23 protein-coding genes are annotated in these 24,966 nt (G+C 61.3%); 8 read left to right on the forward strand and 15 right to left on the reverse strand.

Annotation, left to right across the window (positions count from 1 at the left end):
• Positions 1–150: 150 nt before the first annotated feature.
• A complete protein-coding gene (locus BLW21_RS11315) occupies positions 151–1,209 on the forward strand; it encodes a T9SS type A sorting domain-containing protein (RefSeq protein ID WP_092740052.1) in 1,059 nt (352 codons plus the stop codon).
• A 96-nt stretch (positions 1,210–1,305) separates the two neighbouring features.
• Here the strand turns inward: BLW21_RS11315 and BLW21_RS11320 are convergent, their stop codons facing one another.
• Positions 1,306–2,163: a pirin family protein gene (locus BLW21_RS11320; protein WP_092740054.1), complete on the reverse strand. Its 858-nt coding sequence runs from the start codon at positions 2,161–2,163 to the stop codon at positions 1,306–1,308.
• Between the two features lie 163 nt (positions 2,164–2,326).
• On the opposite strand from BLW21_RS11320, the gene BLW21_RS11325 reads away from it, so the two are divergent.
• The 3 genes from BLW21_RS11325 (at position 2,327) to BLW21_RS11335 (ending at position 8,003) form a co-directional block, all read left to right on the forward strand.
• Positions 2,327–3,397, forward strand: coding sequence for an NADH:flavin oxidoreductase/NADH oxidase (locus tag BLW21_RS11325; RefSeq protein WP_092740056.1), 1,071 nt, complete (start codon positions 2,327–2,329; stop codon positions 3,395–3,397).
• A 206-nt stretch (positions 3,398–3,603) separates the two neighbouring features.
• Entirely contained in the window at positions 3,604–5,715 is a 2,112-nt protein-coding gene (locus tag BLW21_RS11330; protein ID WP_092740058.1) for a M13 family metallopeptidase, read from the forward strand.
• Between the two features lie 191 nt (positions 5,716–5,906).
• Entirely contained in the window at positions 5,907–8,003 is a 2,097-nt protein-coding gene (locus BLW21_RS11335) for a M13 family metallopeptidase (protein ID WP_092740060.1), read from the forward strand.
• 171 nt (positions 8,004–8,174) lie between these two features.
• Here the strand turns inward: BLW21_RS11335 and BLW21_RS11340 are convergent, their stop codons facing one another.
• From BLW21_RS11340 to BLW21_RS11370, 7 genes are all read right to left on the reverse strand, one after another.
• On the reverse strand, positions 8,175–8,906 hold the full coding sequence (locus BLW21_RS11340) for a ZIP family metal transporter (RefSeq protein ID WP_092740062.1): 732 nt from the start codon (positions 8,904–8,906) through the stop codon (positions 8,175–8,177).
• A 46-nt stretch (positions 8,907–8,952) separates the two neighbouring features.
• Positions 8,953–9,690 carry a class I SAM-dependent methyltransferase gene (locus BLW21_RS11345; RefSeq protein WP_092740064.1) on the reverse strand — a complete coding sequence of 246 codons (738 nt, stop codon included), beginning with the start codon at positions 9,688–9,690 and terminating at the stop codon, positions 8,953–8,955.
• Between the two features lie 92 nt (positions 9,691–9,782).
• Complete coding sequence (locus BLW21_RS11350) at positions 9,783–10,058, reverse strand: heavy metal-binding domain-containing protein (RefSeq protein ID WP_092740066.1); 276 nt, start codon at positions 10,056–10,058, stop codon at positions 9,783–9,785.
• A gap of 18 nt (positions 10,059–10,076) precedes the next feature.
• On the reverse strand, positions 10,077–10,448 hold the full coding sequence (locus BLW21_RS11355) for a hypothetical protein (RefSeq protein ID WP_092740068.1): 372 nt from the start codon (positions 10,446–10,448) through the stop codon (positions 10,077–10,079).
• 51 nt (positions 10,449–10,499) lie between these two features.
• Entirely contained in the window at positions 10,500–11,093 is a 594-nt protein-coding gene (locus tag BLW21_RS11360) for a hypothetical protein (protein ID WP_092740070.1), read from the reverse strand.
• A 131-nt stretch (positions 11,094–11,224) separates the two neighbouring features.
• The gene (gene nadC / locus BLW21_RS11365) at positions 11,225–12,085 is read right to left on the reverse strand and encodes a carboxylating nicotinate-nucleotide diphosphorylase (protein WP_092740071.1); all 861 of its coding nucleotides are present in this window, start codon (positions 12,083–12,085) and stop codon (positions 11,225–11,227) included.
• 223 nt (positions 12,086–12,308) lie between these two features.
• Positions 12,309–12,707, reverse strand: a complete 399-nt coding sequence (locus BLW21_RS11370) for a DUF4783 domain-containing protein (protein ID WP_092740073.1) — start codon at positions 12,705–12,707, stop codon at positions 12,309–12,311.
• A 146-nt stretch (positions 12,708–12,853) separates the two neighbouring features.
• Between BLW21_RS11370 and gpmI the strand changes: the two genes are divergently transcribed.
• Together gpmI and BLW21_RS11380 are read left to right on the forward strand one after the other, a co-directional pair.
• Positions 12,854–14,404, forward strand: a complete 1,551-nt coding sequence (gene gpmI / locus BLW21_RS11375; protein WP_092740075.1) for a 2,3-bisphosphoglycerate-independent phosphoglycerate mutase — start codon at positions 12,854–12,856, stop codon at positions 14,402–14,404.
• Positions 14,397–14,984: a hypothetical protein gene (locus tag BLW21_RS11380; protein WP_092740077.1), complete on the forward strand. Its 588-nt coding sequence runs from the start codon at positions 14,397–14,399 to the stop codon at positions 14,982–14,984. The genes gpmI and BLW21_RS11380 overlap by 8 nt, the downstream gene beginning before the upstream one ends.
• Positions 14,985–15,122: 138 nt before the next feature.
• Here BLW21_RS11380 and BLW21_RS11385 read toward each other — a convergent pair whose 3' ends face one another.
• The 3 genes from BLW21_RS11385 to prfA all read right to left on the reverse strand — a co-directional run bounded on the left by BLW21_RS11385 (position 15,123) and on the right by prfA (position 18,415).
• Positions 15,123–15,545 (reverse strand): secondary thiamine-phosphate synthase enzyme YjbQ, encoded by a 423-nt coding sequence (locus tag BLW21_RS11385; protein WP_092740079.1) that lies wholly within the window; start codon positions 15,543–15,545, stop codon positions 15,123–15,125.
• A gap of 163 nt (positions 15,546–15,708) precedes the next feature.
• Complete coding sequence (locus BLW21_RS11390) at positions 15,709–17,232, reverse strand: hypothetical protein (protein WP_092740081.1); 1,524 nt, start codon at positions 17,230–17,232, stop codon at positions 15,709–15,711.
• A 112-nt stretch (positions 17,233–17,344) separates the two neighbouring features.
• Positions 17,345–18,415, reverse strand: a complete 1,071-nt coding sequence (prfA, locus tag BLW21_RS11395; protein WP_092740083.1) for a peptide chain release factor 1 — start codon at positions 18,413–18,415, stop codon at positions 17,345–17,347.
• A 191-nt stretch (positions 18,416–18,606) separates the two neighbouring features.
• Between prfA and BLW21_RS11400 the strand changes: the two genes are divergently transcribed.
• Together BLW21_RS11400 and BLW21_RS11405 are read left to right on the forward strand one after the other, a co-directional pair.
• A complete protein-coding gene (locus tag BLW21_RS11400) occupies positions 18,607–19,287 on the forward strand; it encodes a Tll0287-like domain-containing protein (protein ID WP_092740085.1) in 681 nt (226 codons plus the stop codon).
• A 137-nt stretch (positions 19,288–19,424) separates the two neighbouring features.
• Positions 19,425–20,723: a protoporphyrinogen/coproporphyrinogen oxidase gene (locus BLW21_RS11405; protein WP_139255183.1), complete on the forward strand. Its 1,299-nt coding sequence runs from the start codon at positions 19,425–19,427 to the stop codon at positions 20,721–20,723.
• A gap of 13 nt (positions 20,724–20,736) precedes the next feature.
• Here BLW21_RS11405 and BLW21_RS11410 read toward each other — a convergent pair whose 3' ends face one another.
• The 4 genes from BLW21_RS11410 to BLW21_RS11425 all read right to left on the reverse strand — a co-directional run.
• Entirely contained in the window at positions 20,737–21,198 is a 462-nt protein-coding gene (locus BLW21_RS11410; protein WP_092740087.1) for a hypothetical protein, read from the reverse strand.
• Positions 21,199–21,384: 186 nt separating this feature from the next.
• Complete coding sequence (locus tag BLW21_RS11415; RefSeq protein ID WP_092740089.1) at positions 21,385–22,755, reverse strand: restriction endonuclease subunit S; 1,371 nt, start codon at positions 22,753–22,755, stop codon at positions 21,385–21,387.
• On the reverse strand, positions 22,752–24,593 hold the full coding sequence (locus BLW21_RS11420; RefSeq protein ID WP_217633858.1) for an N-6 DNA methylase: 1,842 nt from the start codon (positions 24,591–24,593) through the stop codon (positions 22,752–22,754). The genes BLW21_RS11415 and BLW21_RS11420 overlap by 4 nt, the downstream gene beginning before the upstream one ends.
• Before the next feature lie 70 nt (positions 24,594–24,663).
• On the reverse strand, positions 24,664–24,966 hold a 303-nt coding region (locus tag BLW21_RS11425), incomplete at its 5' end, for a transposase (RefSeq protein WP_139255184.1).

The raw sequence follows: 24,966 nt of genomic DNA on the forward strand, positions 1-24,966 counted from the left end.
AACCCCAATGGAACGCTGGATGAAACCTTCACTGCCGCCTCGTCTGCCACCATCCTGGCCGTGCATTCCGATGGCAGCTTCTACTTGCTGAGCAATCCGGTAATAAGAATACTGCCTGATGGGGCAGTTGATGAGGGTTTCGTGGGACAAATGCTGGACCCCGGCTCGACCATCAGCCCGGATAAGCCGCGGGGCATGGTAGCTTTGCCTGATAACAAAGCGCTGCTATACGGCCTGTTTACCAGCTACGGCAGCTTCGGTGGTCTCAGCGGGCTGGTGCGCGTAAATGCCGACGGCAGCCCCGACAATACGTTTACGCCGCCTGCCGGCCCATCCGGCCGCCTGGTGCGGCAGGTGTTGCGGCAGCCCAGCGGCAAGCTGGTGATAGTTAGCTCCGATTCGCAGGGGCCGGCGGGCCTGACGATGGTGCGCCTCAATGCCGACGGCACGCCCGACAATACTTTTGCTGCGGGCACCGGAGCCGGCTCGGGGAGCTATCGGGTAGTGATGCAGGACAACGGCCAGCTTGTGCTAAGCGACCTGAACAGTGCCACTTTCAATGGCCAAACCGTGGCTTACGGGCTGGTCCGCCTGACCGTTGACGGGGCCCTCGACCCCACCTTTACGGGAGTAGCCGACAAGTACACCGTTCGGGCGGTACAGCCCGACGGCCGCCTGCTGGTTACCCGGATCCTGCCGTTTACTGACTACGCGTCGAACGCCCTGCTACGGCTGGCGCCCGATGGCCGCCTGGATGGCAGCTTCAGTCCCGTGGCGCTGCCCCTGGCGTTTGGCTCGGATGATATGCTGGCGGTAGGCACGCGGGGTGGCGGCGGCGTAGCGCTGCAACCCGCCGATGGCAAAATCGTGCTTTACGGCTCGTTCCGCTACGTGGCCGGACAGCCGCGCATTGGCTTGGCCCGCCTCACCAACCCCGTAGTAACGAGCCAGGCGGCCGCGGTAATCCTGCCCCTGCAAGTGTATCCCAATCCCGCTCAAACGTCGGTTACGCTGTCCTTGCCACCAGCCACCCAGGCCCGGCCCGCCACGCTGCTCGACCTGCGGGGCCAGTTGGTGCGCCGCTGGGAAGTGCCCGCCCGGCAGACCGAGGCCCACTTGAACCTGGAAGCGCTGACAACCGGCGTGTATCTGCTGCAAGTGCAGAGTGCCGATGCCCTGTATCAGCAAAAAATAGTGGTGGCGCCCTAGCAGTTTGCTATCTTTCGTCTGTAAAAAAGCCGGCCCGTTGCGCAACGGGCCGGCTTTTTTAGGGCCGGGTGGGCCAGCTTGCCGGCGTAGCTTAGGTCAGTCGGCCCAGGTGCCGAACAGGCCGGCCTGGTAATCCTGGTAGGCCTGGCGGATTTCGGCTTCGGAATTCATCACGAACGGTCCGGCCGCCACAATGGGCTCCCCGAACGGCGCGGCGTGGCCCAGCAGCAGCACGGCGTCATCGGTCAGGGCCTGGGCTTCCAACGCGTCGCCATCGTAGTTGAAATCAACCAGTTGCCGGGCTTCGGCCTCCCGGCCATTGATCCGAAGCCGGCCCCGGATTACGTAGCAGAAAATCGTGCGCCCGGCCGCAACAGGCAGGCGCAAGTGGCCATGCTGCCGGAAGTTGAAGGTGGCCAGCGCCATATCGGTGAGCGGCCGCACGGCCCCGGCGGTGCCGGCCCACTCGCCCGACACGGCGTGGAGGACTACGCGGCCCTCATCGAGCGTTGCGGCCGGAATTTGCGGTTCCTGCAGGCCGATATAGTGGGGCTCGGTTAGTTTGAGGCGGGCCGGCAGGTTTATCCAGAGCTGCAGAATTTCCAGCGGCCCGCCGGCTTGCTTGAACTCGTCGGAGGATATTTCGGAGTGAATCAGGCCGCGGCCGGCCGTCATCCACTGCACGCCGCCCGGCCCGATAACGCTGCGGTGCCCGCCCGAATCCTGGTGCATAATGTCGCCTTCCAGAATAAACGTAACGGTTTCGAAGCCGCGGTGGGGGTGGGGGCCGAAGGGCAGGCCGCGGTTGTGGGCCGGGTAGGTTTGCGGGCCGTGGTGGTTAAGAAACAGAAACGGGTCGAGGTGCGGCAGCGAGCGGGTGGGCAGGGCCCGGTAGGTCGTCAGGTCGCCCACGGGGGCGTTTTGGGCTTGATGAACGGCTTTGACGGTGTGCATATGATTAGTTATCAGCTTGGGGTTGTCGGTTGTCGGTTGTCAGTGAGGATAACGAGGTAACCAAAACATTGGCCGCCACTTTTGTTATGAACCCTCCCGATTCGGTATCACCGCGTAAGACGGCTATCAACCGGCATCTGACAACCGACAACTCACTACAAGAATGATTCATCTGTTTCAGCCCTTCACTCAGCGCAACGTCACGCTCCGCAACCGTATCGTTATTTCCCCCATGTGCCAGTACAGCTCCGTTGATGGCTTTAGCTCCGACTGGCATCTGGTGCATTTAGGTTCGCGGGCCGTGGGCGGGGCCGGGCTGGTGCTGCTCGAAGCCGCCGCCGTAACGCCCGTCGGCCGCATCACCCCCGACGACCTCGGCATCTGGCAGGACGAGCATGTGCCCGGCCTGCGCCGCATCACCGATTTCATCCGCACCCAAGGCGGTGCCTCGGGCATTCAGCTGGCCCATGCCGGCCGCAAAGCCAGCCACGCCAACACCTGGAAAGGTGGCCAGACTCTGACCCCGGCTGAGGGCGGTTGGACCACCGTGGGCCCCAGCGCTATTGCGTTCAGTGACGACTACCCAACTCCGCAGGCTCTGGACAAAGCCGGAATCGAGCAGGTAGTGGAGGATTTTCGGCAGGGTGCCCGCCGGGCCGTTGAGGCTGGTTTCGAGGTAATTGAGCTGCACGCGGCTCACGGGTACCTGCTGCACGAATTCATGTCTCCCCTTAGCAACGAGCGCACCGATGCGTACGGCGGCTCGTTCGAAAACCGCGTCCGGCTGCTGCTGGAAGTGGTGGCGGCCACCCGCGCCGAAATGCCCGACGACCGGCCGCTGTGGGTGCGCATTTCGGCCACCGACTGGACCGAAGGCGGCTGGACCGGCGACGACTCGGTGCGCCTGGCCCGCCTGCTACAGGATGCCGGCGTGGATTTGCTCGACTGCTCGACGGCCGCCAATGTGCCCAAGGCCGACATTCCGGTGGGCCCCGGCTACCAGGTGCAGTTCGCCGAGCAGGTACGCCGCGAAACGGGTCTGCCCACCGGTGCCGTCGGCCTCATCACCGATGCCCAACAGGCCGAAGAAATTGTAGCTTCTGGCCAAGCCGACGTGGTATTACTGGGCCGTGAGTCGTTGCGCGACCCCTACTTCCCGCTTCATGCCGCCCACGAGTTAGGGGTTGATGTAAAGTGGCCGGTGCAGTACGAACGGGCCCAACCCAAACGGTAGGCCTGAAACGACAGGCGGACTGAATAAAAAAAACGGTCATTCCGAGCGAAGCGAAGAATCTCGCGTGCCAAAATAATCCTGCTGTCAGGGGTTAGTATGGCACGTGAGATTCTTCGCTTCGCTCGGAATGACCGTTTTCTTGAAAGCCTGCAGCTTGTGGCTCTATTTCACGACCTTGCTTTCAAGCCTTGTCTTTATCTTCCTGCATGAACAACCTTTCCACTCCTCACCGGGCCGGGGCGGCAGCGGCCTTGCTGCTGACGCTGGCCGGTTGCGCTACCACCCAGCCCGCGACCGTCACTCAAACCGCCCCGGCGGCCCCCGCGCCTGCTGCCCCCGCTGACCTGGGTCCCGGTCGCAGCATCAACCTGGCCGATGTCGACCGCTCGGTGGAGCCCTGCGACGATTTTTTCCAGTTTTCGGGCGGCAACTGGCTGCGCAATAACCCGGTGCCGGGCTATGCCTCCAGCTGGGGCCCGCGCAACCTGCTCAATGACCGCACCCAGGCCAAGCTGCGCCAGCTGCTCGATGATGCCGCCGCCGACCGCAGCGCCGCGCCGGGCAGCAACCGCCAGAAAGTGGGCGACTTCTACGCCTCGGGCATGGACTCGGTGGGCCTCGAACAAGCCGGCCTCAAATACCTCAAGCCCGAGCTGGCCCGCATTGCGGCCATCCGCGACCTGGCCGGTGTGCGCGCCGAAATTGCCCGCCAGCAGACGCTGGGCACCGGCGCCTTTTTCCGGGCCGGCGTCACACCCGACCGCAAAAACAGCAGCCAGTACGTGGTGAGCATGAGCCAGGGCGGCCTGAGCATGCCCGACCGCGACTATTACCTGAAAAGCGACGCCCGTTCGCTGGCCGTGCGCACGGCCTACGTGCAGTACCTGACCAATACCTTTAAGCTACTGGGTGAGAGCGAAACGGTCGCTGCGGCAAAAGCTAAAGCCGTATTACGCCTCGAAACCCGCCTGGCCCAGGCCAGCAAAGACCGGGTTTCGCTGCGCGACCCTTATGCCAGCTATAACAAGATGACGCTGGCCGAAGCCAACCAGCGCTTCCCCAACATGGGGCTGCCCGCACTGCTGAAAACCAACGGCCTGGGCACGGCCGCCGAGGTAATTGTGGGCCAGCCGGAATTCTTCCAGGAGCTAAGCAACGTGCTGAAGCAGACGCCGGTGGCCGAGCTCAAAACCTACCTCGATTGGCAGCTGGTGTCGTCGCTGACCTCGGCTTTGCCCAAGGCGTTTGGTGACGAGGCGTTCCGGTTTGCCCAGGTGCAGAGCGGGGCCCGGCAGCAGCCCACGCGCTGGAAACGCATGCTGAGCGCCACCGACAACACGCTGGGCGAGGCCTTCGGGCAGCTGTACGTGGATGAGGCCTTCCCGCCCGCCGCCAAGCAGAAGGCCCTGGATATGCTGGCCAACATCCGCGAATCCATGGCCGAACACATCCAGACCAACACCTGGATGAGCGCGCCCACCAAGCAGGAAGCCCTGAAGAAGCTGGCCGCGCTGCAGGTAAAAATCGGCTACCCCGACAAGTGGAAGAACTACTCGGCGCTCAACATCAGCCGCGAGTCGTACCTGCAGAACATGCTGGCCGCCCGGCAGTGGAGCTACCGGCAGAACGTGAGCAAGTTTGGCGGGCCGATTGACCGCACCGAGTGGGGCATGACGCCGCCCACCATCAACGCTTACTACAGCCCGCCGATGAACGAAATCGTGTTTCCGGCCGGTTACCTGCAACCGCCCTTCTTCGACCCCGAAGCCGACGACGCGGTGAACTACGGCGCCATTGGCGGCGTAATGGGCCACGAAATCACCCATGGCTTCGACGACTCGGGCCGCAAATACGACTCGCAGGGCAACCTGCGCGACTGGTGGACGCCGGCCGACGCAGCCGAGTTTACCAAGCGCGTGGGCATCGTGGGCACCCAGTATTCGGCCTTCTCGCCTTTGGATTCGGTGTACGTGAACGGCAAGCTGACCATGGGCGAGAATCTGGCCGATTTCGCCGGCCTGACCATCGTGTACGCCGCCCTGCAGAAGCAGCTCGACAAAACCTACGGCAAGGGCCAGCGTCCGCTCATCGACGGTTTCACGCCCGAGCAGCGCTTTTTCCTGAGCTGGGCCCAGCTGCGGCGCACCAACATCCGCCCCGAAGCCCTACGCCAACAAATCCTCACCGACCCGCACTCGCCCGGCCAGTACCGCACCATCGGCCCCCTCATGAACATGCCCGAGTTCTACCAGGCTTTCGGCTGCCAGCCCGGCCAGAAAATGGTTCGGGCCGAAGACGAGCGGGCCAAGATTTGGTAGTACCAGAAGCTAGAAACTAGCTCCCCTCCTTGGAAAGGAGGGGCTGGGGGTGGTTGATTAGCGTTGGACAGTTTCTAGAAATTAGATTTAGTAATCGTTCAAGCTGTATCAACCACCCCCAGCCCCTCCTTTCCAAGGAGGGGAGCTAACTCTAAAAATGTTTAATTCCCCTCACCAATTCCCACAACCCCATGACGCCACAACGTACCCTGTTACTCACTTTAGGCACCGCCGCCGGCTTGGCTTTGGGCGGCTGCGCGGCCAGCACGCCGGTTACTACCGCCAGCACTGCGGCCGCCCCGCAACTCGGCCCCATCATGCCCGGCGTGGGCCTCGACCCGGCCAATATCGATCCTTCGGTGTCGGCCTGCGAGGACTTTTTCCAGTATGCTTCGGGCACCTGGCTGAAGAACAATCCGGTGCCGGCCGCCGAGTCGCGCTGGAGCTCCTGGAATGGGCTCATCAACCAGAACGAGGCCGTAATGCGCCAGATTCTGGAGGAGTCGGCGGCCAACACCACGGCGGCGCGGGGCTCGAACCTGCAGAAGGTGGGCGACTACTACGCCTCGGCCATGGACTCGACGACCATCGAGAAGGCCGGCCTTAAGTACCTCAACCCCGAGCTGAACCGCATCGACAAAATCAAGAGCCTGAAAGATCTGCAGCTGGGTCTGGTGCGCGCCCAGCAGTTGCAAACACGCTCGGTGTTCGGCCTGGGCGTGTCGCAGGACCGCAAGAAAAGCGACGAGTACGCGCTGTACCTGAGCCAGGGCGGCCTGAGCCTGCCCGACCGCGACTACTACCTCAAGGACGATTCGCGCTCCAAAACCATCCGGGCGGCCTACACGGTGTACCTCAACAACACCTTTAAAATGCTGGGCAACACGCCCGCCGAGGCGGCCAAGCATGCCGCCACGGTGCTGCGCATTGAAACCCGCCTGGCCAAGGCCAGCAAAGACCGCGTGGCCCTGCGTGACCCCTACGCCAACTACAACAAGATGAACGTGGCCGAGGCCAGCAAGCAGTTCCCCAACCTGAACCTGCCCGCCATGCTGCCCGCCCTCAACCTGGCCGCGGCCCAGGAGGTGATTATTGGCCAGCCCGAGTTCCTGAAGGAGGCCAACGCGGCCCTGACGCAGGAGCCGCTGCAGGACTGGAAAACCTACCTGCGCTGGCACCTGGTGTCGTCGGTTTCCTCGGCGCTGCCCCAGGCCTACGTCGAGGAGTCGTTCCGTTTTCAGCAGGTGCTGAGCGGGGCCAAGCAGCAGCAACCCCGTTGGAAGCGCATGCTACGGGCCACCGACGGCTCGCTGGGTGAGGCCTTCGGCCAGTTGTACGTAGACAAGGCGTTCAAGCCCGAAACCAAGGTGAAGGCCCAGCAGATGGTGGCCAACATCAAGGAGGCCATGGGTGAGCATATCCAGGGGCTGGAGTGGATGAGCCCGGCCACCAAGGAGGAGGCCATGAAGAAGCTCAACTCGTTCACCGTGAAAATCGGTTACCCCGATAAGTGGAAGGACTATTCGGCCCTCAACATAAGCCGCGAGTCGTACCTGCAGAACGTGCTGGCCGCCCGCGAGTGGGAAAACCAGGATAACGTGAGTCGCTACGGCAAGCCCATCGACCGCTCGGTGTGGGGCATGACGCCGCCCACGGTGAATGCCTACTACAACTCCTCGCTCAACGAAATCGTGTTTCCGGCCGGCATCATGCAGCCCCCCTTCTTCGACCCCAAGGCCGATGACGCGGTCAACTACGGCGGCATGGGCGCGGTCATCGGCCACGAAATCACGCACGGTTTCGACGACCGCGGCCGGCAGTCGGACGCCCAAGGCAACCTGCGCGACTGGTGGACTAAGGAAGACGCGACGGAGTTCACGAAGCGCGCCGATATGGTTGGGAGCCAGTATTCGGCCTTCTCGCCGCTTGATTCGGTGTTCGTGAACGGCAAGCTGACGATGGGCGAGAACCTGGCCGACTTCGGCGGGCTGGCCTTGGCCTACTCAGCCCTCGAAAAGCAGCTCATGCAGAAGTACGGCAGCACCCCGCCGCCCCGCTACGACGGCTTCACGCCCGAGCAGCGCTTCTTCCTGGCCTGGGCCCAGGTATGGCGCACCAACGCCCGCCCCGAATACCTGCGCCAGCAGGTGCTCACCGACTCGCACTCGCCGGCCCAATACCGCACCAACGGCCCGCTCATGAACATGCCCGAGTTCTACGAAGCCTTCGGCTGCAAAGAGCCCGCGAAAATGGTCCGCACCGAGCAGCAACGTGCCCGCATCTGGTAGGGTTTTTTAAGCTGTTAGCTGTTAGCTGTTAGCTGTTAGCTGTTAGCTGTTAGCTGAAAAACGAGAAAGGCCCCGCGCTCGGTTGAGTGCGGGGCCTTTTTTGTGCGGAATAATTAATGGTTTCTGAACGAAAGCTAACAGCTAATAGCTCTCAGCTAACAGCTTATGAAATCAAACAACATCCACGGCCAGCGCCAGCAGCAGGCCGGCCAGCGTGGCCAGCAGCTTACGGACGTTGAGGCTGTGGTCGGGGCTGGTTTCGAAGAGGATAGTGGTGGAAACGTGCAGGAAATTGCCGGCTACCAGGCCCAGCAGGGCCGCGTAGAGGCCGGTGCCCAGCAGTTGGTCGAGCACCACGTAGTTGCTGAGTACGATGCCGGCCGGACCAGCCAACGCAAACAGCAGCAGGTAGGGTAGCGCCCGCCGGAACGAGCCCAGCCGCAGCCGCAGCAGGGCCATCAGGGCGAAGGCGGCCGGAATGTGGTGCAGGGCAATCCCCGTCAGGATGGCGTAGAAGTTATGGCTGACATCGCCCGCTACCGGGTCGTTGATTAGGATGCTACCTTCCAGAAACGAATGGATGGCCAGCGAAAACAGCAGCATGAACGGTACCCGACCGGCGTGCTCGGTATGATGGTGCACGTGACCATGCTCGACGCCCTGCGAGAAAACCTCCAGCAGCATCTGCCCGAAAAAGCCTGCCAGCACGAAGTAGCCCACCTCGTGGCCGGCCCGTAGCTCCAGGGCCTCGGGCAACAGGTGCGTAACGGTGAGCGTGAACAGGTAAGCGCCGCTGAAAGCCAGCAGCGGTTTCATCCAGACGGTGCCGGCCGTGGGCACGAAGCGCGTCAGCCACCCGGCCCCCAGCACCGTCAGGAACAGCGCAAAAACGGCAAACCACATAGAGTAAAGAATTGATGAGGTAAAGTAAGCCCCTGTCCTCCTGTGCTTATTTCTTCAGCACGAAAATCATGCGGGGGCTGGTAGCGGGCTCGAAGGGGCGCAGCTGATAGTCGCCCAGCGTTTCGGCCAGGCGTAGGCCCGCCAAGTGGAAATACTCTTCGAACCGCTCCCGTGTAAGAGCCCGCACCCGCTCCACGAAGCGCTGCGGCCGGCCCTGCTCATCGGCAAACCGGATGTCCTTCACAATGAAATCATGCTGGAGGTGGCGGTGCAGCTCGAAGGTAGTGCCGTCAATGGTCTGGGTTTCGTGAGCTACCAACTGCCGGATGGCCAGGTCGGTGTTGTGGAAGTCGATAACCAGCTTGCCCCCCGGCCGCAGCGCGTCGGCGGCGTGGCGCAGGGCCACCACGTTTTCGACCTCCTCGGCAAAGTAGCCAAAGCTCGTAAACAGGTTCAGTACCAAGTCGAAGGGACCGTAGGGCAGCGCGTCACGCATGTCGTGCTCGTAGAAATGCAGGTGCTCGTGGGCAAACTGCCGAGCGTAGGCAATGCTCTGGGCCGATAAATCAACACCCGTTACATCGTAGCCCTGCTCGCTGAGGTAGCGAGAGTGCCGGCCCTTGCCGCAGGCCAGATCCAGTAGGCGGGCATCAGACTTAGGGTGCAGATGCCTCAGCAGCCGCCCCAGAAACTGTTGGGCCTCGGCGGAGTCGCGGTGTTGGTAAAGGCGGTGGTAGTAAGGCGAATCGAACCAGGTGCTAAACCATTCGGCAGCAGCAGACATAGGCAGGGGCGGAAAAACGAAAAAGGGCGTAACTACGCCCTTTTTCGCATTCGGGAAAGCAGGTTGCCCGCAGGCGGGGCGCGGGCCGGGCGTTAGAGCGTAGTGGCCGGCTGGGCTGCGGGGTTAGGCTCCAGATCCATTTTACAGACCGGGCACTGGCCGGGCTTGTCGCTGGCGCTGCCCTCGCAGCCCATGGGGCAGATGTAGGCGGCCGTGGCCGTGGGCACCGCTTCGGTATCGGTGGCAGCCGGAACTTCGGTAGCGGCCGCCGGGACTTCGGTGGTAGCGGGCTTCTGCTCGCAGCTGCTCAGCAGGCCCAAAGAGGGCAACAGACACAGCGCCAGAACGACTTGCTTCAGGTATTTCATGGGCTTAAAAATAGCGGGCTACTGCATGGGGCCGTCTAGGGCCTTGGTAGCGGTGGTGTCCGAAGGCTTTTTCACGCTCTTCAGGGCCTCAGGGCTGCGCGTGAGCGGGGCCGAGGGGTCGTTGGCGCTCCGGGCTTCTTCGGCCGTGGTACGCTTGCGCTGATTCGGCTCGTCGAGCGTTACACCCGAACTGATGGGCTCGGCAATAGCGCCGCCCTTCTCATTATCGGTCAATTCGGTATGACCATAATTTTCACTCTCGCGGGTGCCGGGAGCCACCATGTCCACCGACACTTTTTTATCGGGCCGCCAGTCCGACGGTTCGGCGCTGCACCCGCCCAAGGCTAGCGCAGCCAGGGCCAAAGCGGAAAAAACGAGTTGCTTGCTCATTGGAAACGGAAAAATTCGTAAAGAATCGTTGAATTGGGTGTTCAGGGCGAACTACTGCAGAAGACTTTTGCGCCTGAGCATGGCTTCGAACAGCTTCTGGTCGTTGCCGGAGTTGAAAATACGGTCGGGCACTTCCACAAAGATAGGCGCATCGAAGGTGCGGGCCATCCAGCGCTTGAAGCCTTTGACTTCGGGCGGCAGCTCGGGCGACTTGAGCAACAGCAGATAGCCGGCTGGCTCGCGCTTCACCTCGCCAATCATGTCCCAGGTCAGGCGCATGCCTTCCTTTTCGTTGCGCCGCAGCACAATTTGCTTGTTGTCGAACTCGTAGGTCATCTTTTCAAACAGCGGCTTGCTCTGCTCCACCTGCGTTACGCCCGTTACTTGGGCCGAGCGGAAGAGCACGTAGAGCAGCGTGAGGCCGACCGACAGGGCCAGCCACCACCAAGAGTGCCAGATAATGGCCGGCAGCAGCCCTACCGCAAATGGAATCAGGGCGTACCACCACTCGCGCCGCCACACCCGGCCCATGGCGATGCTGGTGTAGGTATTGGTGTCGAGCTGGTGCTTTTTGGTGCGGATGGCCATCGGCGAGGGGCCCTGCTGCTGCTGCCGGTAGCCCCCGCGCTGGTTGGGTTGTTGCATGTACTTAGTGCTTAGCGATTAGTGGTTAACGATTAGTAATTAATGACTGTTCAGCGCCTCCCTCCCGCTAGTAGGAGCAAAGCACCCTGAACAGTCATTACTCACGAACCGTTAATCACTAATCACTGATTTTAAAATGCTTTCAGACTCATGTCCAGGCTGCGAACGGAGTGCGTGAGGGCTCCGACTGAAATATAATCGACGCCGGTAGCGGCTACGTCGGCAATGGTTTCCTCGGTGATGCCGCCGCTGGCTTCGAGTTGGTAGCGGCCGGCCACCAGGGCCACAGCCTCGCGGAGCTGGGCCGGCGCCATATTATCGAGCATGATGCGGTCGATGCCGCCGGCGTCGAGGGCCTGTTGCACTTCGGCCAGCGAGCGGGTTTCAATTTCGATGGGCAACTGCCGGCCCGTTTGGGCCAGGTAGGCGCGCGAGGCTTCGATGGCCTGGCGCACGCCCCCGGCATAATCCACGTGGTTATCCTTGAGGATAATCATGTCGAAGAGGCCGTAGCGGTGATTGACGCCGCCGCCAATCAGCACGGCCCACTTTTCGGGCAGCCGGAAGTTGGGGGTGGTTTTGCGGGTGTCGAGCAGGCGGGCCTTGGTACCGGCCAGCAAACTCACGAGGTGGGCCGTGTGGGTGGCAATGCCGCTCATGCGCTGCATGCAGTTGAGCACCAGCCGCTCGGCCGTGAGGATGCTGCGCGCCCGGCCTTCCACGGTAAAGGCCACGTCGCCGTAGCTTACCCGGGCACCATCTTCCAAACGCCCTTCCAGTACCAGGTCGGCATCTACGAAGGCAAAAATATGGCGGGCCAGCGCTACTCCGGCCAGCACGCCGGCATCTTTAATAAGCAGATGGGCCCGGTTGCGGGCCTCGGCCGGAATGGCCGACAGGGCTGAATGGTCGCCGTCGCCGACGTCTTCGGCCAGGGCGGCCTGGATGAAAGCCGTCAGGGCTTCGGGAGTAAGGTAGGAAGGCGTTTGCACGGGACAAAAATAGCAAAAACGGCCCGGTTCCGGGCGGTATGGTTGAAGTCTCTACGATTCCGGCCGAATGAGGGCCGGTCAGAACTCCCAGAACGCGTCATCTAGGGCGGAGTTGACGCATGCCCCGGGTTTGGATTGCTGGGCATGTGCCACTGTTACCCCACAAAAAAATACCGCGCCCTGGGGCGCGGTATTGCGGGGGTAAACCGGCCGAAGCCGGACGTTATTCTTTGGTGAATTCGATGGTCGCAATTTTGGGGGCGCTGCCCGTTGTTTTCATCTTTACAAACATGCGGTAAGCCCCTTCCTTGCCCGTGTAGCGGCCCACCGCGTAGGTTGTGCCCTCATTGCTGCCGCCGTAATGAATGAATTCGAACGAAGCCGGCGCGTGCTTGGAGAAGAAGTCCTTCATCACGAACTCAGCCTGGGTGGCGCTGTAGCTCTGCTTGTCGCTGTCGAAGCTCAGCTCCACGTTGGGGGCGAAATGCTGCGCCAGCTCGCGGGCGCTACTGTTGCGAATGGCATTGCGGACCGGGCCAAAGCCATCGGCCTGGGCCAGCACACTTACGGCCAGCAGCAACCCCAGCACCAGCACCGAAGCAAAAGAAGTTAGACGTTTCATGGAAACAGAAAGAGTTTGGCCACCAGTGCGCGAAAATGGTGCCAAGGTGTTACAGGTTGGAAACGGGCACTGGCCAAACAAGTCGGCGGGCCGGCAAGTTACGGATGAGCCAGCCTTTTTAGCGGGGCCGCCGTATCTTTGCACGCATGAATAAACAGGTACTGTTGGTGATTCTGGACGGGTGGGGCCTGGCTCAGAACAAAGCGGTTTCGGCCATCGACCAGGCACGCACGCCCTTCGTCGATTCGCTGTTCGAGCGTTTTCCGCACAGCAAGTTACAAGCTTCCGGCGAGGCCGTGGGTTTGCCCGATGGCCAGATGGGCAATTCGGAAGTGGGCCACATGAACATCGGGGCCGGCCGGGTGGTGTACCAGGATCTGGTGCGCATCAACAAGGCTGTGCGCGAGCGGAAGCTGACCGCCATGCCCGCCCTGCAGCAGGCCTTCGAGTACGCCCGCCAAAACCGCAAGCCCGTGCATCTGATGGGCCTGCTCTCCGACGGCGGCGTGCACTCGCACATCGACCACCTGAAGGCCCTATGCTCCATTGCCCACGACCAGGACGTACACAACGTGTTCATTCACGCCTTCACCGACGGCCGCGACACTGACCCCAAGGGCGGCGTGAGCTACGTGAACGACCTGGAGCAGCACTTGCAGCGCGGGGCCAGCGGCAAAATTGCCTCGGTGGTGGGCCGCTACTACGCCATGGACCGCGACAACCGCTGGGAACGGGTGAAAGTGGCCTACGACCTGCTGGTGAACGGCATCGGCACGCCCTCGCAAAACCTGATTCAGAGCATGCTCGACTCGTACAAGGAGGGCGCGACGGATGAGTTCATGAAGCCCATTGTGAAGGTGGATGCCGACGGTACGCCGCTGGCCACCATTGCCGAGGGCGACGTGGTTATCTGCTTCAACTTCCGCACCGACCGGGGCCGCGAAATTACGGAGGCCCTCACGCAGCAGGATTTTCACGCCTTCCAGATGCACCGGCTGAACCTGCACTACCTGACCATGACCAACTACGACGCCACCTTCACCGGCGTCATTCCCATCTTCGAGAAAGACAACCTGGAGCACACGCTGGGCCAGGTGCTGGCCGAGCACGGCAAGAAGCAGATTCGCATTGCCGAAACCGAGAAGTACCCGCACGTCACGTTCTTCTTCTCGGGCGGGCAGGAGGTGGAGTTTCCGGGCGAAAGCCGCATCATGCGCAACTCGCCCAAGGTAGCCACCTACGACTTACAGCCCGAAATGAGCGCCTACGAATTGCGCGACGCACTGGTGCCGGAACTGCTGGCCAAATCGGCCGACTTTGTGGTGCTCAACTTCGCCAACACCGATATGGTGGGCCACACTGGTATTTTTGAAGCCGCTGTAAAGGCCGCCGAAGCTGCCGACGAATGCACCAGAGGCGTGGTAGAAGCGGCCCTGGCCGCCGACTACGCCTGCATTATCATTGCCGACCACGGCAACGCCGACATGATGGTGAACCCCGACGGCTCGCCCAACACGGCCCACACCACCAACCTGGTGCCCTGCATTCTGGCCACCAACGAGCCCCGCGGCCCGCTGGCCGACGGCAAACTCGGTGACATTGCGCCCACCGTGCTCGAGCTGATGGGTATCCCGAAGCCCGAAATCATGACTGGCCAGAGCCTGCTACTGCCCCAAACCGCTGGCCCGAATGCGTAAGGCTGGGCTCGTGCTGTCGGCGGCCGTGGCCCTGCTGCTAACGGCCTGCGGAACAGGTGCTGATGCGCCGGCGCCCACTGAGGCCCTGCGCCAGCATACCAGCTATTTTAATCTGCCGGCCTTTTTAAATGAGCAGAGCACCGCGCTCAACCGCCGCAAGCCCGCCATAGAAAAACAGGTGCTACTGCGCGACGGCGGCCAGGAAACCAAGCGCCTCACGCCTACCGACTGGGCCAAAGAGCTCCAGATTTTCCAGCAGGCCGACATCGACAAGCCCGCCCTGCGCGGCCAGTACCTCGTCGATTCGCTGGTTACGCCCGACGGGCTGCTGCTGCGCACCTACCGCCGCCGCCCCGGCGTTAAGCATCCGGTCCGCCAGCTCGCCGTCGTCAGTCGCGCCGGGCAGGTGCAGCAGGTGCGCGCCACTGTGGCCCAGGACAACCCGCTGGTGTACTCATCCAAAACCCTGGAGCTCGACAGCCCAAACGGCCAGCTCCGCACCTACCGCGTGCAGGGCGTGCAGAAGCTGATTCTGTTCGACTCGGTGCGCTACGCGGTGAAAGGAGTTGTTAGCGAATAGTGAAACGAATAGTCTTGTCATCCTGACAAAGGAAGGACCTTACCCCGCTGAAACAAGTCGTTATTACGACAGTTCGGGCACGATAAGGTCCTTCCTTCGTCAGGATGACAAGACTATTCACTGTTCATTATTCACTGTTCACTCCCCCATCAGCGTGGCTACTATCCAGCGGCGGCCGCCATGGGTGCGGTGCTCGCCCAGGTAAATGCCCTGCCAGGTGCCCAGCAGCAGTTCGCCCCGGCCGATGGGCACGCTCACGGCGTGGCCCAGCAGGCTGGCTTTGAGGTGGGCCGGCATATCGTCGGGGCCTTCCTGGGTGTGCTGGAAGTAGGGCGCGTTTTCGGGTACCAGCCGGCGGAAGAACTGCTCAAAATCGGCCCGCACGGTGGGGTCGGCGTTTTCGTTGAGGCTGAGGCTGGCGGAGGTGTGCTGGATGAAAAAGTGCGCCGTGCCCACCTGCAGCTGCTCCAGCTCGGGCAGCTCGGCCACCAGCAAATCGGTTATCAGATGAAAGCCCCGGCTCAGCGCCGGCAGCCGCAACCGTTTTTGGAAGCAGTGCATTTTAGAGAAGTGAGGAGTGAGAAGTGAACGTCATTCAGAGCGGAGCGAAGAATCTCGCGTGCTGATGGTGTAACGACATAACAACGACTTCACGCGAGATTCTTCGCTCCGCTCTGAATGACGTTCCTTTGTCACGTCTCACCTCTACCATCTCACTTCTCCGCTAAGGGTTCACCCGCTCGTAGGCGCCGATATCGGGCGTGGTGGGGTTGCGGGGGCGGTTGAGCAGGTCGGTGCTCAGGCCCGGCAGGGGCAGGGCCCGGTTGCTGGCCGGCGAAAGGGTGTCGAGCTCGAAATTGGGCTGGGGAAGGCGCGGACGCGAGGGCGTGCTTTTAAAGATGGAAGCGGTAAACTCGTCGGGGTTCAGGATGTTGCCGTTCTTCTGCTGGCCCAGCGCCCCCGTGTTGTCGTAGCGCTTGGTTTTGAGCAGGCTGTTGCGGATGCTGATATTGCCCACGTACTGCTCACCAGCCACAAATTCCAGCTCCTCGCCGCTCCGCACGCTACCCCAGATAATGGAGTTACGCACCGCAAAGAGCCGCGGCGCAACCACCGGCAACGGCCGTTTGTTGATAGCCACAAAGGGCGCTTCGGGCGAAACCAGCACCGAGGGCTGGTCGCGGGTGCCGAGGCTGTAGTTGGCAATGGTGCAGTAATCGAGTTGCACCTGGCTGCTTTGCGTGGCGTACACCGCGTACTGCTCGCAGTTGCTGATGAGCGTGTTGCTGACTGCCAAATCACCGCACAAACTTAGCAGTGCGGCCCCATCGAAGCCGTAGCCGCTGTTGAGCGTAGAAATGTTGCGCAGCTCCACGTTATCAATCCGCACCTGGGGACGGGGTTGCTCGTCGAAGGGATTATAGAGGTAAAGACCCAGCGTGCTGTTCTTGATTTCAGTGTAGCGCAGCACGTTGCCCTGGCTGCCCAGGTCGAACTCGATGCCGCCCCACTGGCCGGGTCGCTCGGCGTACTCGGCCTCGCGCCGGTCGCCCTGGAAGCGCACGATGTTGGGGTCGGTGGGCTTGATGGGACCTTTGGGCTGGTAGTCGGGGTTGCACAGCAGCCGGCCCTTCACCACCAGAAACGAGCCGAAGTGCGAGTAGATGCGCGCGCCGGCAGTAATAGTCAGCGTAATGCCCGGATTTACGAGCACCGAATTGTAGACGACGTGGGGCTTATCGGCCTTCCAGACGGTATTGACGGTAATGGTTTCGCCGTCGTGGAAATAGGCGTTCTGGCCGTAGCTGAGCACTTTCACGGCCTGCTCGTTGCCATTGGTTACAAAGCGCAGGTTATCCTCCACCAGAAACGGCTTGCCATCGGCCGGCGTGGGGTCGACGGTAGCCCGCACCAGCACCAGCAGGCTGTCCTTGCCCCGGATTTCTACGTTGCGGGCGCTGGCAACGGCGTCGCCATTTATCAGTAGGCTGTACGTTACGGCCGGCCGGCTCTGCAGGCTGATTTCGGCCACCCGCACGGCCCGGGCGTTGCGGTTGTACACCCACAGGCGTTTGGTTACGGTGCCGGTGGCCACAAATACGGTGTCAAACTTCACCGTGTCGAGCGAGAATTCCAGCCGGGCACCGCTGTCGGTCGTCACCAGGTCTTCCTTGGGCTCACAGCCCGGCAGCAGCACCGTCGTAGTCAGGGCCGAGAGCAGGAGCAGCAGCGGAAGCAGGTAACGCATGAGTTGGTAGTTTTTGGTGTGATGCTAACAGAACGTGTCATGCTGAGCCTTCGCTCAGCATGACACGTTTTTTCTCACTATCAGCCAGCAAACGATTACCTGCCGACAAAAATTATCCGATGCCTTCCTGCAGGCGGGCGGCGCTTTCGGCCAGGCGCAGCTGCTCCACGAAATCGTCGATGTTGCCGTCCATGACGTTGGCTAGGTTATGCACCGTGAAACCGATGCGGTGGTCGGTGACGCGGCCCTGGGGGTAGTTGTAGGTCCGGATTTTGTCCGACCGGTCGCCACTGCCAATCATGCTTTTGCGCTGGGCGCCTTCGGCCTCGTTCTTCTTGGCCAGCTCAATCTCGTAAATCCGCGAGCGAAGCACCCCGAGGGCCTTATCGAAGTTTTTGAGCTGCGACTTCTGGTCCTGGCACTGGGCCACGAGGCCAGTGGGTAGGTGGGTGAGGCGCACGGCCGAGTAAGTCGTGTTTACCGACTGGCCGCCGGGACCCGACGACATAAACAGGTCCTTGCGCACATCGTTCATGTCAATCTGCACGTCGAGCTCCTCGGCCTCGGGCATTACCACAATCGAAGCCACGGAGGTATGGATGCGGCCCTGGGTTTCGGTGGCCGGCACGCGCTGCACGCGGTGCACGCCACTTTCAAACTTGAGCTTGCCGTATACATCCTCGCCCTTGAGGGCCAGAATAATTTCCTTGTAGCCGCCCGAAGTGCCTTCGGTGGCGTCAATGAGGTCCATTTTGAGGTTGTGCTTTTCGGCGTAGCGCATGTACATGCGCTGCAGGTCGCCGGCAAAAATGGCGGCCTCGTCGCCCCCGGCCCCGGCCCGGATTTCCATGATGACGTCCTTGCTGTCGTTGGGGTCTTTCGGAATCAGCAGCTCCTTGATAACGGCTTCCAGGCGTTCCTCCTCGGGGTAAAGCTCTTCGAGCTCGTCCTTGGCCATCTGGCGGAAGTCCTCGTCCTTTTCGGTCGAAATGACCTGCTTGGAGCTGGCAATGTTGGCCAGCACGTTCTGGTAGGCCTTGTACTCGACCATAATCTTGCCCAAGTCCTTGTATTCCTTGTTGAGGGACTTAAAGCGCTTCATGTCGCTCATGGCTTCGGGCTGGGTCAGCTCCTCGCTCACGTCCTCGTAGCGCCGTTGGATGGCCTCCAGTTTATCTAGCATCTTGCCTTCTGAAATTTGTAGTAGGATGGCAAAGATACGGTTACATTTTGAGCTGTTAGCTTTAGGGTTCCGGCTGGTTGTTCCGGCGTAGGCAGCGCAATTTTGTTTCTACTCCGAACATTCGATTTCGCCTGTTTCTTATCCAGTACAGAAGCTGCCAGCTACTGGCTATCAGCTATAAGCCCAAACCTATGCGCCCGATCCTACCGCTCGCTTCCTTGTTGCTCCTGCTGTTTCCCGCCTGCAGCCCCGACCAGGTCGAGCACCTGAGCAACACCAAGGAGCTGGCCCTGGAGGCGCCCAACTGGGAGGTAAAGCGCATCATGCCCAAAGATTTGCTGCGGGCCACCGCCTGGGCCGGCGACTCGCTCACGCGCACCGCCGAGCGCGAGCTGCGCCAGGTGCTGGCCGACAAGCTGGCCGCGGGCGGCGTGGCGGCGGCGCTACCCTTCTGCCGCCCCACCCAGCTGCCCCGCACCGATTCGCTGGCCAAAACGCTGCAGGCCACGCTGAGCCGCGTGAGCAGCCGCCCGCGCAACCCCGCCAATCAGGCCCAACTAACCGCCGCCGAGCTAAACCCCGCCGACACCGCCCGCCAAGTGGCCCGCCCGAGCCAGGAGGTGTTCACCTACCAACGCCCCCTGGTGCTCAACGACCAGCTTTGCCTGCGCTGCCACGGCGAAGTGGGCCAGGATATTGCCGCCGCCGATTACGCGCTTATCAAGCAGCAATACCCGCAGGACCAGGCCACCGGCTACCAACTGGGCCAGGTCATGGGCGCGTGGCGCGTCAGCCTCAGCCGCAGCGGCGCGGCCGAGCTCTGGACCATGAAAACCCGCAAAATCATGAAGCCCCGCAAGCCGTTGTTTTGAGAGAAGTTAGGAGGTAGAAGCTAGTAGCTAGAAGTAAGAGGCCTTTTCGTTCAGGCTCCTGCTGCTAGCTACTAGCTTCTATCTCCTAACTTCTTTAGAAAACAACCTTCGCGCCGCATTTGCAGTTTGCTTTTTCTATGACAATCACTGCTGCTTCTGCCCAATTACCCGTTATCATTATTGGCGCCGGTATGGCCGGGCTGGCCTGCGCCAACTACCTGCACCGCGCCGGCCGCCCCGTGCTGCTGCTCGAAGCCGCCGACGCCGTGGGTGGCCGGGTCCGGACCGACGTAACGCCCGAGGGCTTCCGCCTCGATAGGGGCTTTCAGGTGCTGCTCACGCGCTACCCCGAGGTGGAGCGCCTGCTGGATTACGGGGCGCTGGACCTCAAAGCCTTCCGCTCGGGGGCCGTCATCCGGCTGCCCGATGGCAAGCAGACGACCCTGCAGAACCCGCTGCAGCAGCCCACGGCCGCGTTTTCGGCCCTCACCTCGCGTATTGGTACGCTGCCCGACAAGCTGCGCATTCTGAGCTTGGTGCAGCATATGCGCGGCTACAACAGCGCGCAGCTCATCAGCCGCAACTCCACCAATGCCCAGACCACGCTCGAATTTCTGCGCCACTACGGCTGGAGCGAGCAAATCATCGACAACTTCTTCCGGCCCTTTTTCGGGGGCGTGTTCCTCGACCGGAGCCTGAGCACGGCGGCCAACTTTTTCGAGTTCGTGTTTCAGCAGTTTGTGATTGGCGAAGCGGTGGTGCCGGCCCTGGGCATGCAACAGATTCCCGAGCAGCTGGCCGCCCGCTTGCCCGCCGGCACCGTCCGCCTGAACAGCCCGGTGGCCGCCGTGGAGGGCCTCAGCGTCCGGCTGACCAGCGGCGAAACCCTGGCCGCCGCGGCCGTAGTGGTGGCCGTTGATGGGGAGGCCGCCGCCCGCCTGCTGCCCGCCGCGACTGATGCGGCGCTGGTTTCGACCCCCAAACCTCTGGCGTGGCGGCGCACTACCTGCACCTACTTCGCCGCCCCTGCCCCCAGCGGCAAGCCCGATAAGCTCCTGCGCCTCAACGCCTCGCCCACCGGCCTGGCCCACAACGTGGCCTTCCCCTCGGATGTGGCCCCGGCCTACGCCCCGGCCGGACAAAGGCTGGTGTCGGTGAGCACCCACGGCGAGCACGGCCTCTCGGAAGCCGGCCTGACGGCCGAGTTGCGCCGGGAGCTGACGGCCTGGTTCGGCCCCGAAGCCGCCGGCTGGCCGCACCTGCGCACCTACGAGCTGCCCTTTGCTTTGCCCGAATACCCGGCCGGCCAGCCCGCGCGCCAGGCGCTGCGGCTCGGCGCCCACCTCTACCGCTGCGGCGACTACGCCGCCTACCCCTCCCTCAACGCCGCCCTGGCCTCGGGCCGCGAGGTGGCCGACATGATTTTGAGAGCGTAGGGGGTTAAGCCCACTACTGCAGAAACAAGCCGCCAAACGCTGCTTTCACAAGCTTCAATACTTCGCTGGCCTGAGTTGGATTGAGTGCTAGTCCCGTAATGGCGCTAATGAAGCCGCCTATTATCCAGTTCTGCCAGTCCTTCTTGGTGAGGCCCTCGGCCTTTACAGCGGCTGTTTTGGTTAACTCAATCAGTTTCTGCCGGGCAGGCTCCGGGAAGGCAGCCGCGGCGAAGCTCTGCTGCAACTGGCGTAGCTGCGCCTGTACTTCGGCTAGTTCGTGGCGGTTGAATTTGTCATCGGGAGCTTCGGTGGTGCCAGTGAAGAGTTGCGCGGTTTTGGTGGCTTCGGCCCAGAGGTCGGGGGTGTCGAGTTCCTCGCGGATTATCTGAGTCCAACGAATGAAATATTCCTGAATGTCGGCCCATGTTTTTGCCGCCTTTTTGGTGCGGCGGATGGTATTTCCAATACCGGGCACTGTTGAAACCGAATAGGCAGCCGATGTTCCGCCGGGAGTTATTTCAAAAAAGAAGTCTGTGCTTTTTACTTCAACCCGGTAACTAAAGCCGGAGGTTAGTTCTGTGAACTTCTCTGGGTTTAGGGCTGCACTTTGCAACAACCGGAATAGTTGGTTACGGTGTGATTTATACAGCATACATCCTGTTTAGTTGACTCCCAGAATCATCCCCTCCACCCGCGCCACGGTGGCCGCTTCGGTTTCAGCGGCGGCGAGGCGGAGCGCGGCGGCTTGGGTGCGGAGTAGTGAATCCTGTTCTAAAATTGATAACTGTATTTCGATAGGCGGCAAGGGTATGGGAGCTAGTCGCATTTCTTTGGAGTTGATAGTTCCTAGACCGGAAGAGGTTTTTGCAGAGCGAAAAAAATGTCCCCGGCCCGTCTCAGTATTAAACCAACGCGAGGCAAATGCCGGAACTACTTTCTTTTGGTCGAAGCGCACTTTTAGCAAATGGTTCTGGTGGACACAACCATCGATTTCACCGTTCCATAGAGCGGCACGACCTAATTCGGTGCGGCTACCGTTGCCTTCCACGAAAAGTAAATCACCGGGCAACACTTCGAACAGAGGAAATTGCGCATCAGGCACGTTGATATATTTAATTTCATTCAAATCAAGATAGCCAGATTTCACGTTTGCAACGCGCAAATAAGGGCGTGGGTGCATACCCGGCCGGTTCGAAGGGGATTTTTGGATGCCGTAGGACACGGCACTCACTTCATCAAGGGTAACCATTGGGAATAAGGTAGATGTGGGTTGTCCATTCCCATGAATAGCTTCGTAGGCCGCTTCTACCGACCAACGAGCCAACCGGCTCCATTCGAGTACCTGTACTTTCGCGCGTTTCGGCCGATAAGTGTTTTCTATGCCAAGCGCTGTCAGAAAGTATTTCTCGGTTTCCCCTTCCAACCCGGCCGCCTCCTGCCGCAGCCGGGCGGCTTCGGCCACGCCCGTTTCGTAGGCTGCGACAATGGCCGCCTGCACCGGCAGCGGCGGCAGGGGCACGGGCGTAGAAAGGAAAAAGTCTAGCTTCACTTCCTTTCGCCCTTCACCACCCGTTTTGTTACGCCAAAGCAGTTCCTTGAAGGGTTTTGCCTGAATGATTCGGGTGAAGTAAGCGGGGAGTAGCTGAGTAAGGTCAGGCTCGTAGGTAGCAAAGTGGCCGGTAATAACCACGTCTTCCCAGTCTTCGGGCACCAGCGTGACGGCCCCATTCTTCAAATCAATTTTTGACAGAACGACATCACCGGGTCGGGCAAAAAACAACTCCATTGAGTAGTTTTTGCCTGTCACATTCCGCTTGGAAATGGTACCGCCAAAGTGAATGGTAATGGGCGTTAAGTTGGCAAAATCGTGCTTGGTGCGGTCTACTTTCTCTTTACGCGCTTTGAGCACCGACCCAATGGGGCGCAGTACCTCGGCCGGCCAGTGCCAAACCATATCGTGAAAGCTTACTGGGTCCCAGCGGGTTATTTCGCTCCAATTGGCGACGAATGTTTGAGGGTTAATACGAATCATACAGAAGGTTCAGTAGGGGCGGAAGCAACAAACGCGGCGGGGTCTTGCTGGAACTGCTGGTAGAGTTCGAGAGCGGTGGGCTCGTCGGGGTGCAGGGGGGCGGCGTTGGGGTAGAGTTCGTTCAGGTCGGGCTCGCCGGTGGCCGTGATGCCCACGCGGTCGGCTTCGTAGAGGAACACGGGGTAGTCGAGGCGCTGCTTGACCAAGGGTCGGGCTTCGCGCTCGATGGTGGCGGCGAGGCGCTTTTCGTAGGTGGCACGTTCGGCCCGTAGGGTCTTGAGGTCGTCGCGCTGCTTAGTGGCCTGGGCTTCTTTGATGAGGTCGTCGAGACGTTCTAGCTCCTGGTTGCGGGCGGGGGCGTGGTGGGCGGTGCGCTCGGCTAGGGCCGTGGCCACGGTATCGGCGTACTGCTGGGCCTCGGCCTCGGTAAACTTCTGGGCAAAAAGCAATGAGCACTTCACAGTGGCCCCCGACGAGAGGAAGGTTTCGGCGGGCAGGCTCACCACGGCCAGCAGGCGGGCGCGGCCCTCGCAGTGGTGGCGCACGGCCTCAAGCGAGGGGTTGTTGAAAATACCTTCGGGCAGCACTACGGCCAGCCGCCCGCCGGGGGCCAGCAGGTTAAGGCAGCGCTCCACAAACAGGATTTCGGTTTTCTGCTTGAGCGGTTTCTTCTCACTGGGGCCGCGCCCGAGCTCGAACAGGTTGGCAATGGCCTTGTTGAGGGTGGTTTGCTGCTGCTCGCGGGCCAGGCGGTAGGGCTCGCCGTATATTTTCAGGTAGCGCTCCTCTTCTTCTTCCGCTAGTTCTACCTGGTTGGGCAGCACTTTGGCGGTAGGCTCCACGCTGGAGCCGAAGGGCGGGTTGGTGAGGATAACATTGAAACGACCCTCGAAAATGCCGTTCACGTTCAGCAGGCCATCATGGTGATGCACGCCGCCGTGGCCGTCGCCGTGCATAATCATGTTCATTTTGGCGGTGCGGGCCATACGGTCGTTGGCATCGGTACCGTACAGGCAGCGGTTGGCCAGGTGCCAGAGCCGGCCACCTTCGCGCTCGGCCGAAATTTCGTGCTGAATGCGGTTGTAAGCGGCCAATAATTGAGCTCCCTTCTCGGCCACCGAGAGGCCGGGCGTGGTTTCAATGGTTTGCTTTTCGGCTTGGTATTGCCGGTCGGCGTCGGCTAGAATCTGTTCCCGCAGCAACTCAAAGGCCCGGATAAGAAAGCCGCCCGATCCGGCGGCCGGGTCCAGAATCACCTCGCCCTCTTGCAAGCCCACCATCCGAATCATAAACTCCACGATGGGGCGGGGTGTGAAGAACTGACCGATTTCACCCCGGAAGGTGCGACCCAAAAATTTCTCAAATGCAATACCCTTCACGTCTTCACTCGTGTCGGAGAGGTTGTACACCTCCAGGCTTTTCACGATAGCCTTGCTGGTTTCGGGCTTAAGCATAATGCGCTCGTCAGCCTTGAACAGGCGGTCGGATTTACGCACCTTCTTGGTTTGCTCGAACAGGATATTCAGCGGGTCGTCGCCAATCTGCTGTTCGAGCACCTCTACCGTAAACAGGTTTTTGCTGGCCCGCTTGGCCCGCATTTCGCGCTCCACGAATACTTTCACGAACAGCACCTTTGCAATTTCATCGAAGGCGGCGGTGGGGTCGAGGTGGTCACGGTTGCGGATAATGTTGTGGCAGTCGCGCAGCACGTTGGCAAACTCGTCTTCGCGGAAGGTGCGCAGCTTCTTCAGCAAAGCCTCGCGCTCCTTGTCCGAGTCGTTGGCTTTGGGAATGTTCTCGATTTCCTGGCGGTAGCCGGGCATTTTATCGGTGAGCACCTTCCAGTAGCGGGTTTCGCGGTGGTTATGCGTTACGAAGAACGGGGCGCTGGCTAGACTGTGTGGACAGTCATCGGAGCCAATCGAGGGCGGCGAGCAGGTGAGCGCCGGCTAAGAAGCAGGTGGCGGTTTTCTCGTAGCGGGTGGCAAAGCCCCGCGCCTCCTTAAGCCGGCCAAAGAAGCGTTCGACTTTGTTGCGGTCCGCATACAGGTTCTCATCATAGGCCCGCTGGTCTATCCGGTTGGCCTTAGGCGGAATCACGGCTTGCGCGTGTTGCCCGGCCACAGCCGCTAGCACGGCGTTCGTGTCGTAGGCCTTATCGGCCACCACAGCGCCGGGCTTTTCGGGCAGGGCGGCCAGCAGTTCCGGTAG

The sequence above is a fragment of the Hymenobacter psychrophilus genome (assembly GCF_900107135.1).
GTDB classification, from domain to species: Bacteria; Bacteroidota; Bacteroidia; order Cytophagales; family Hymenobacteraceae; genus Hymenobacter; species Hymenobacter psychrophilus.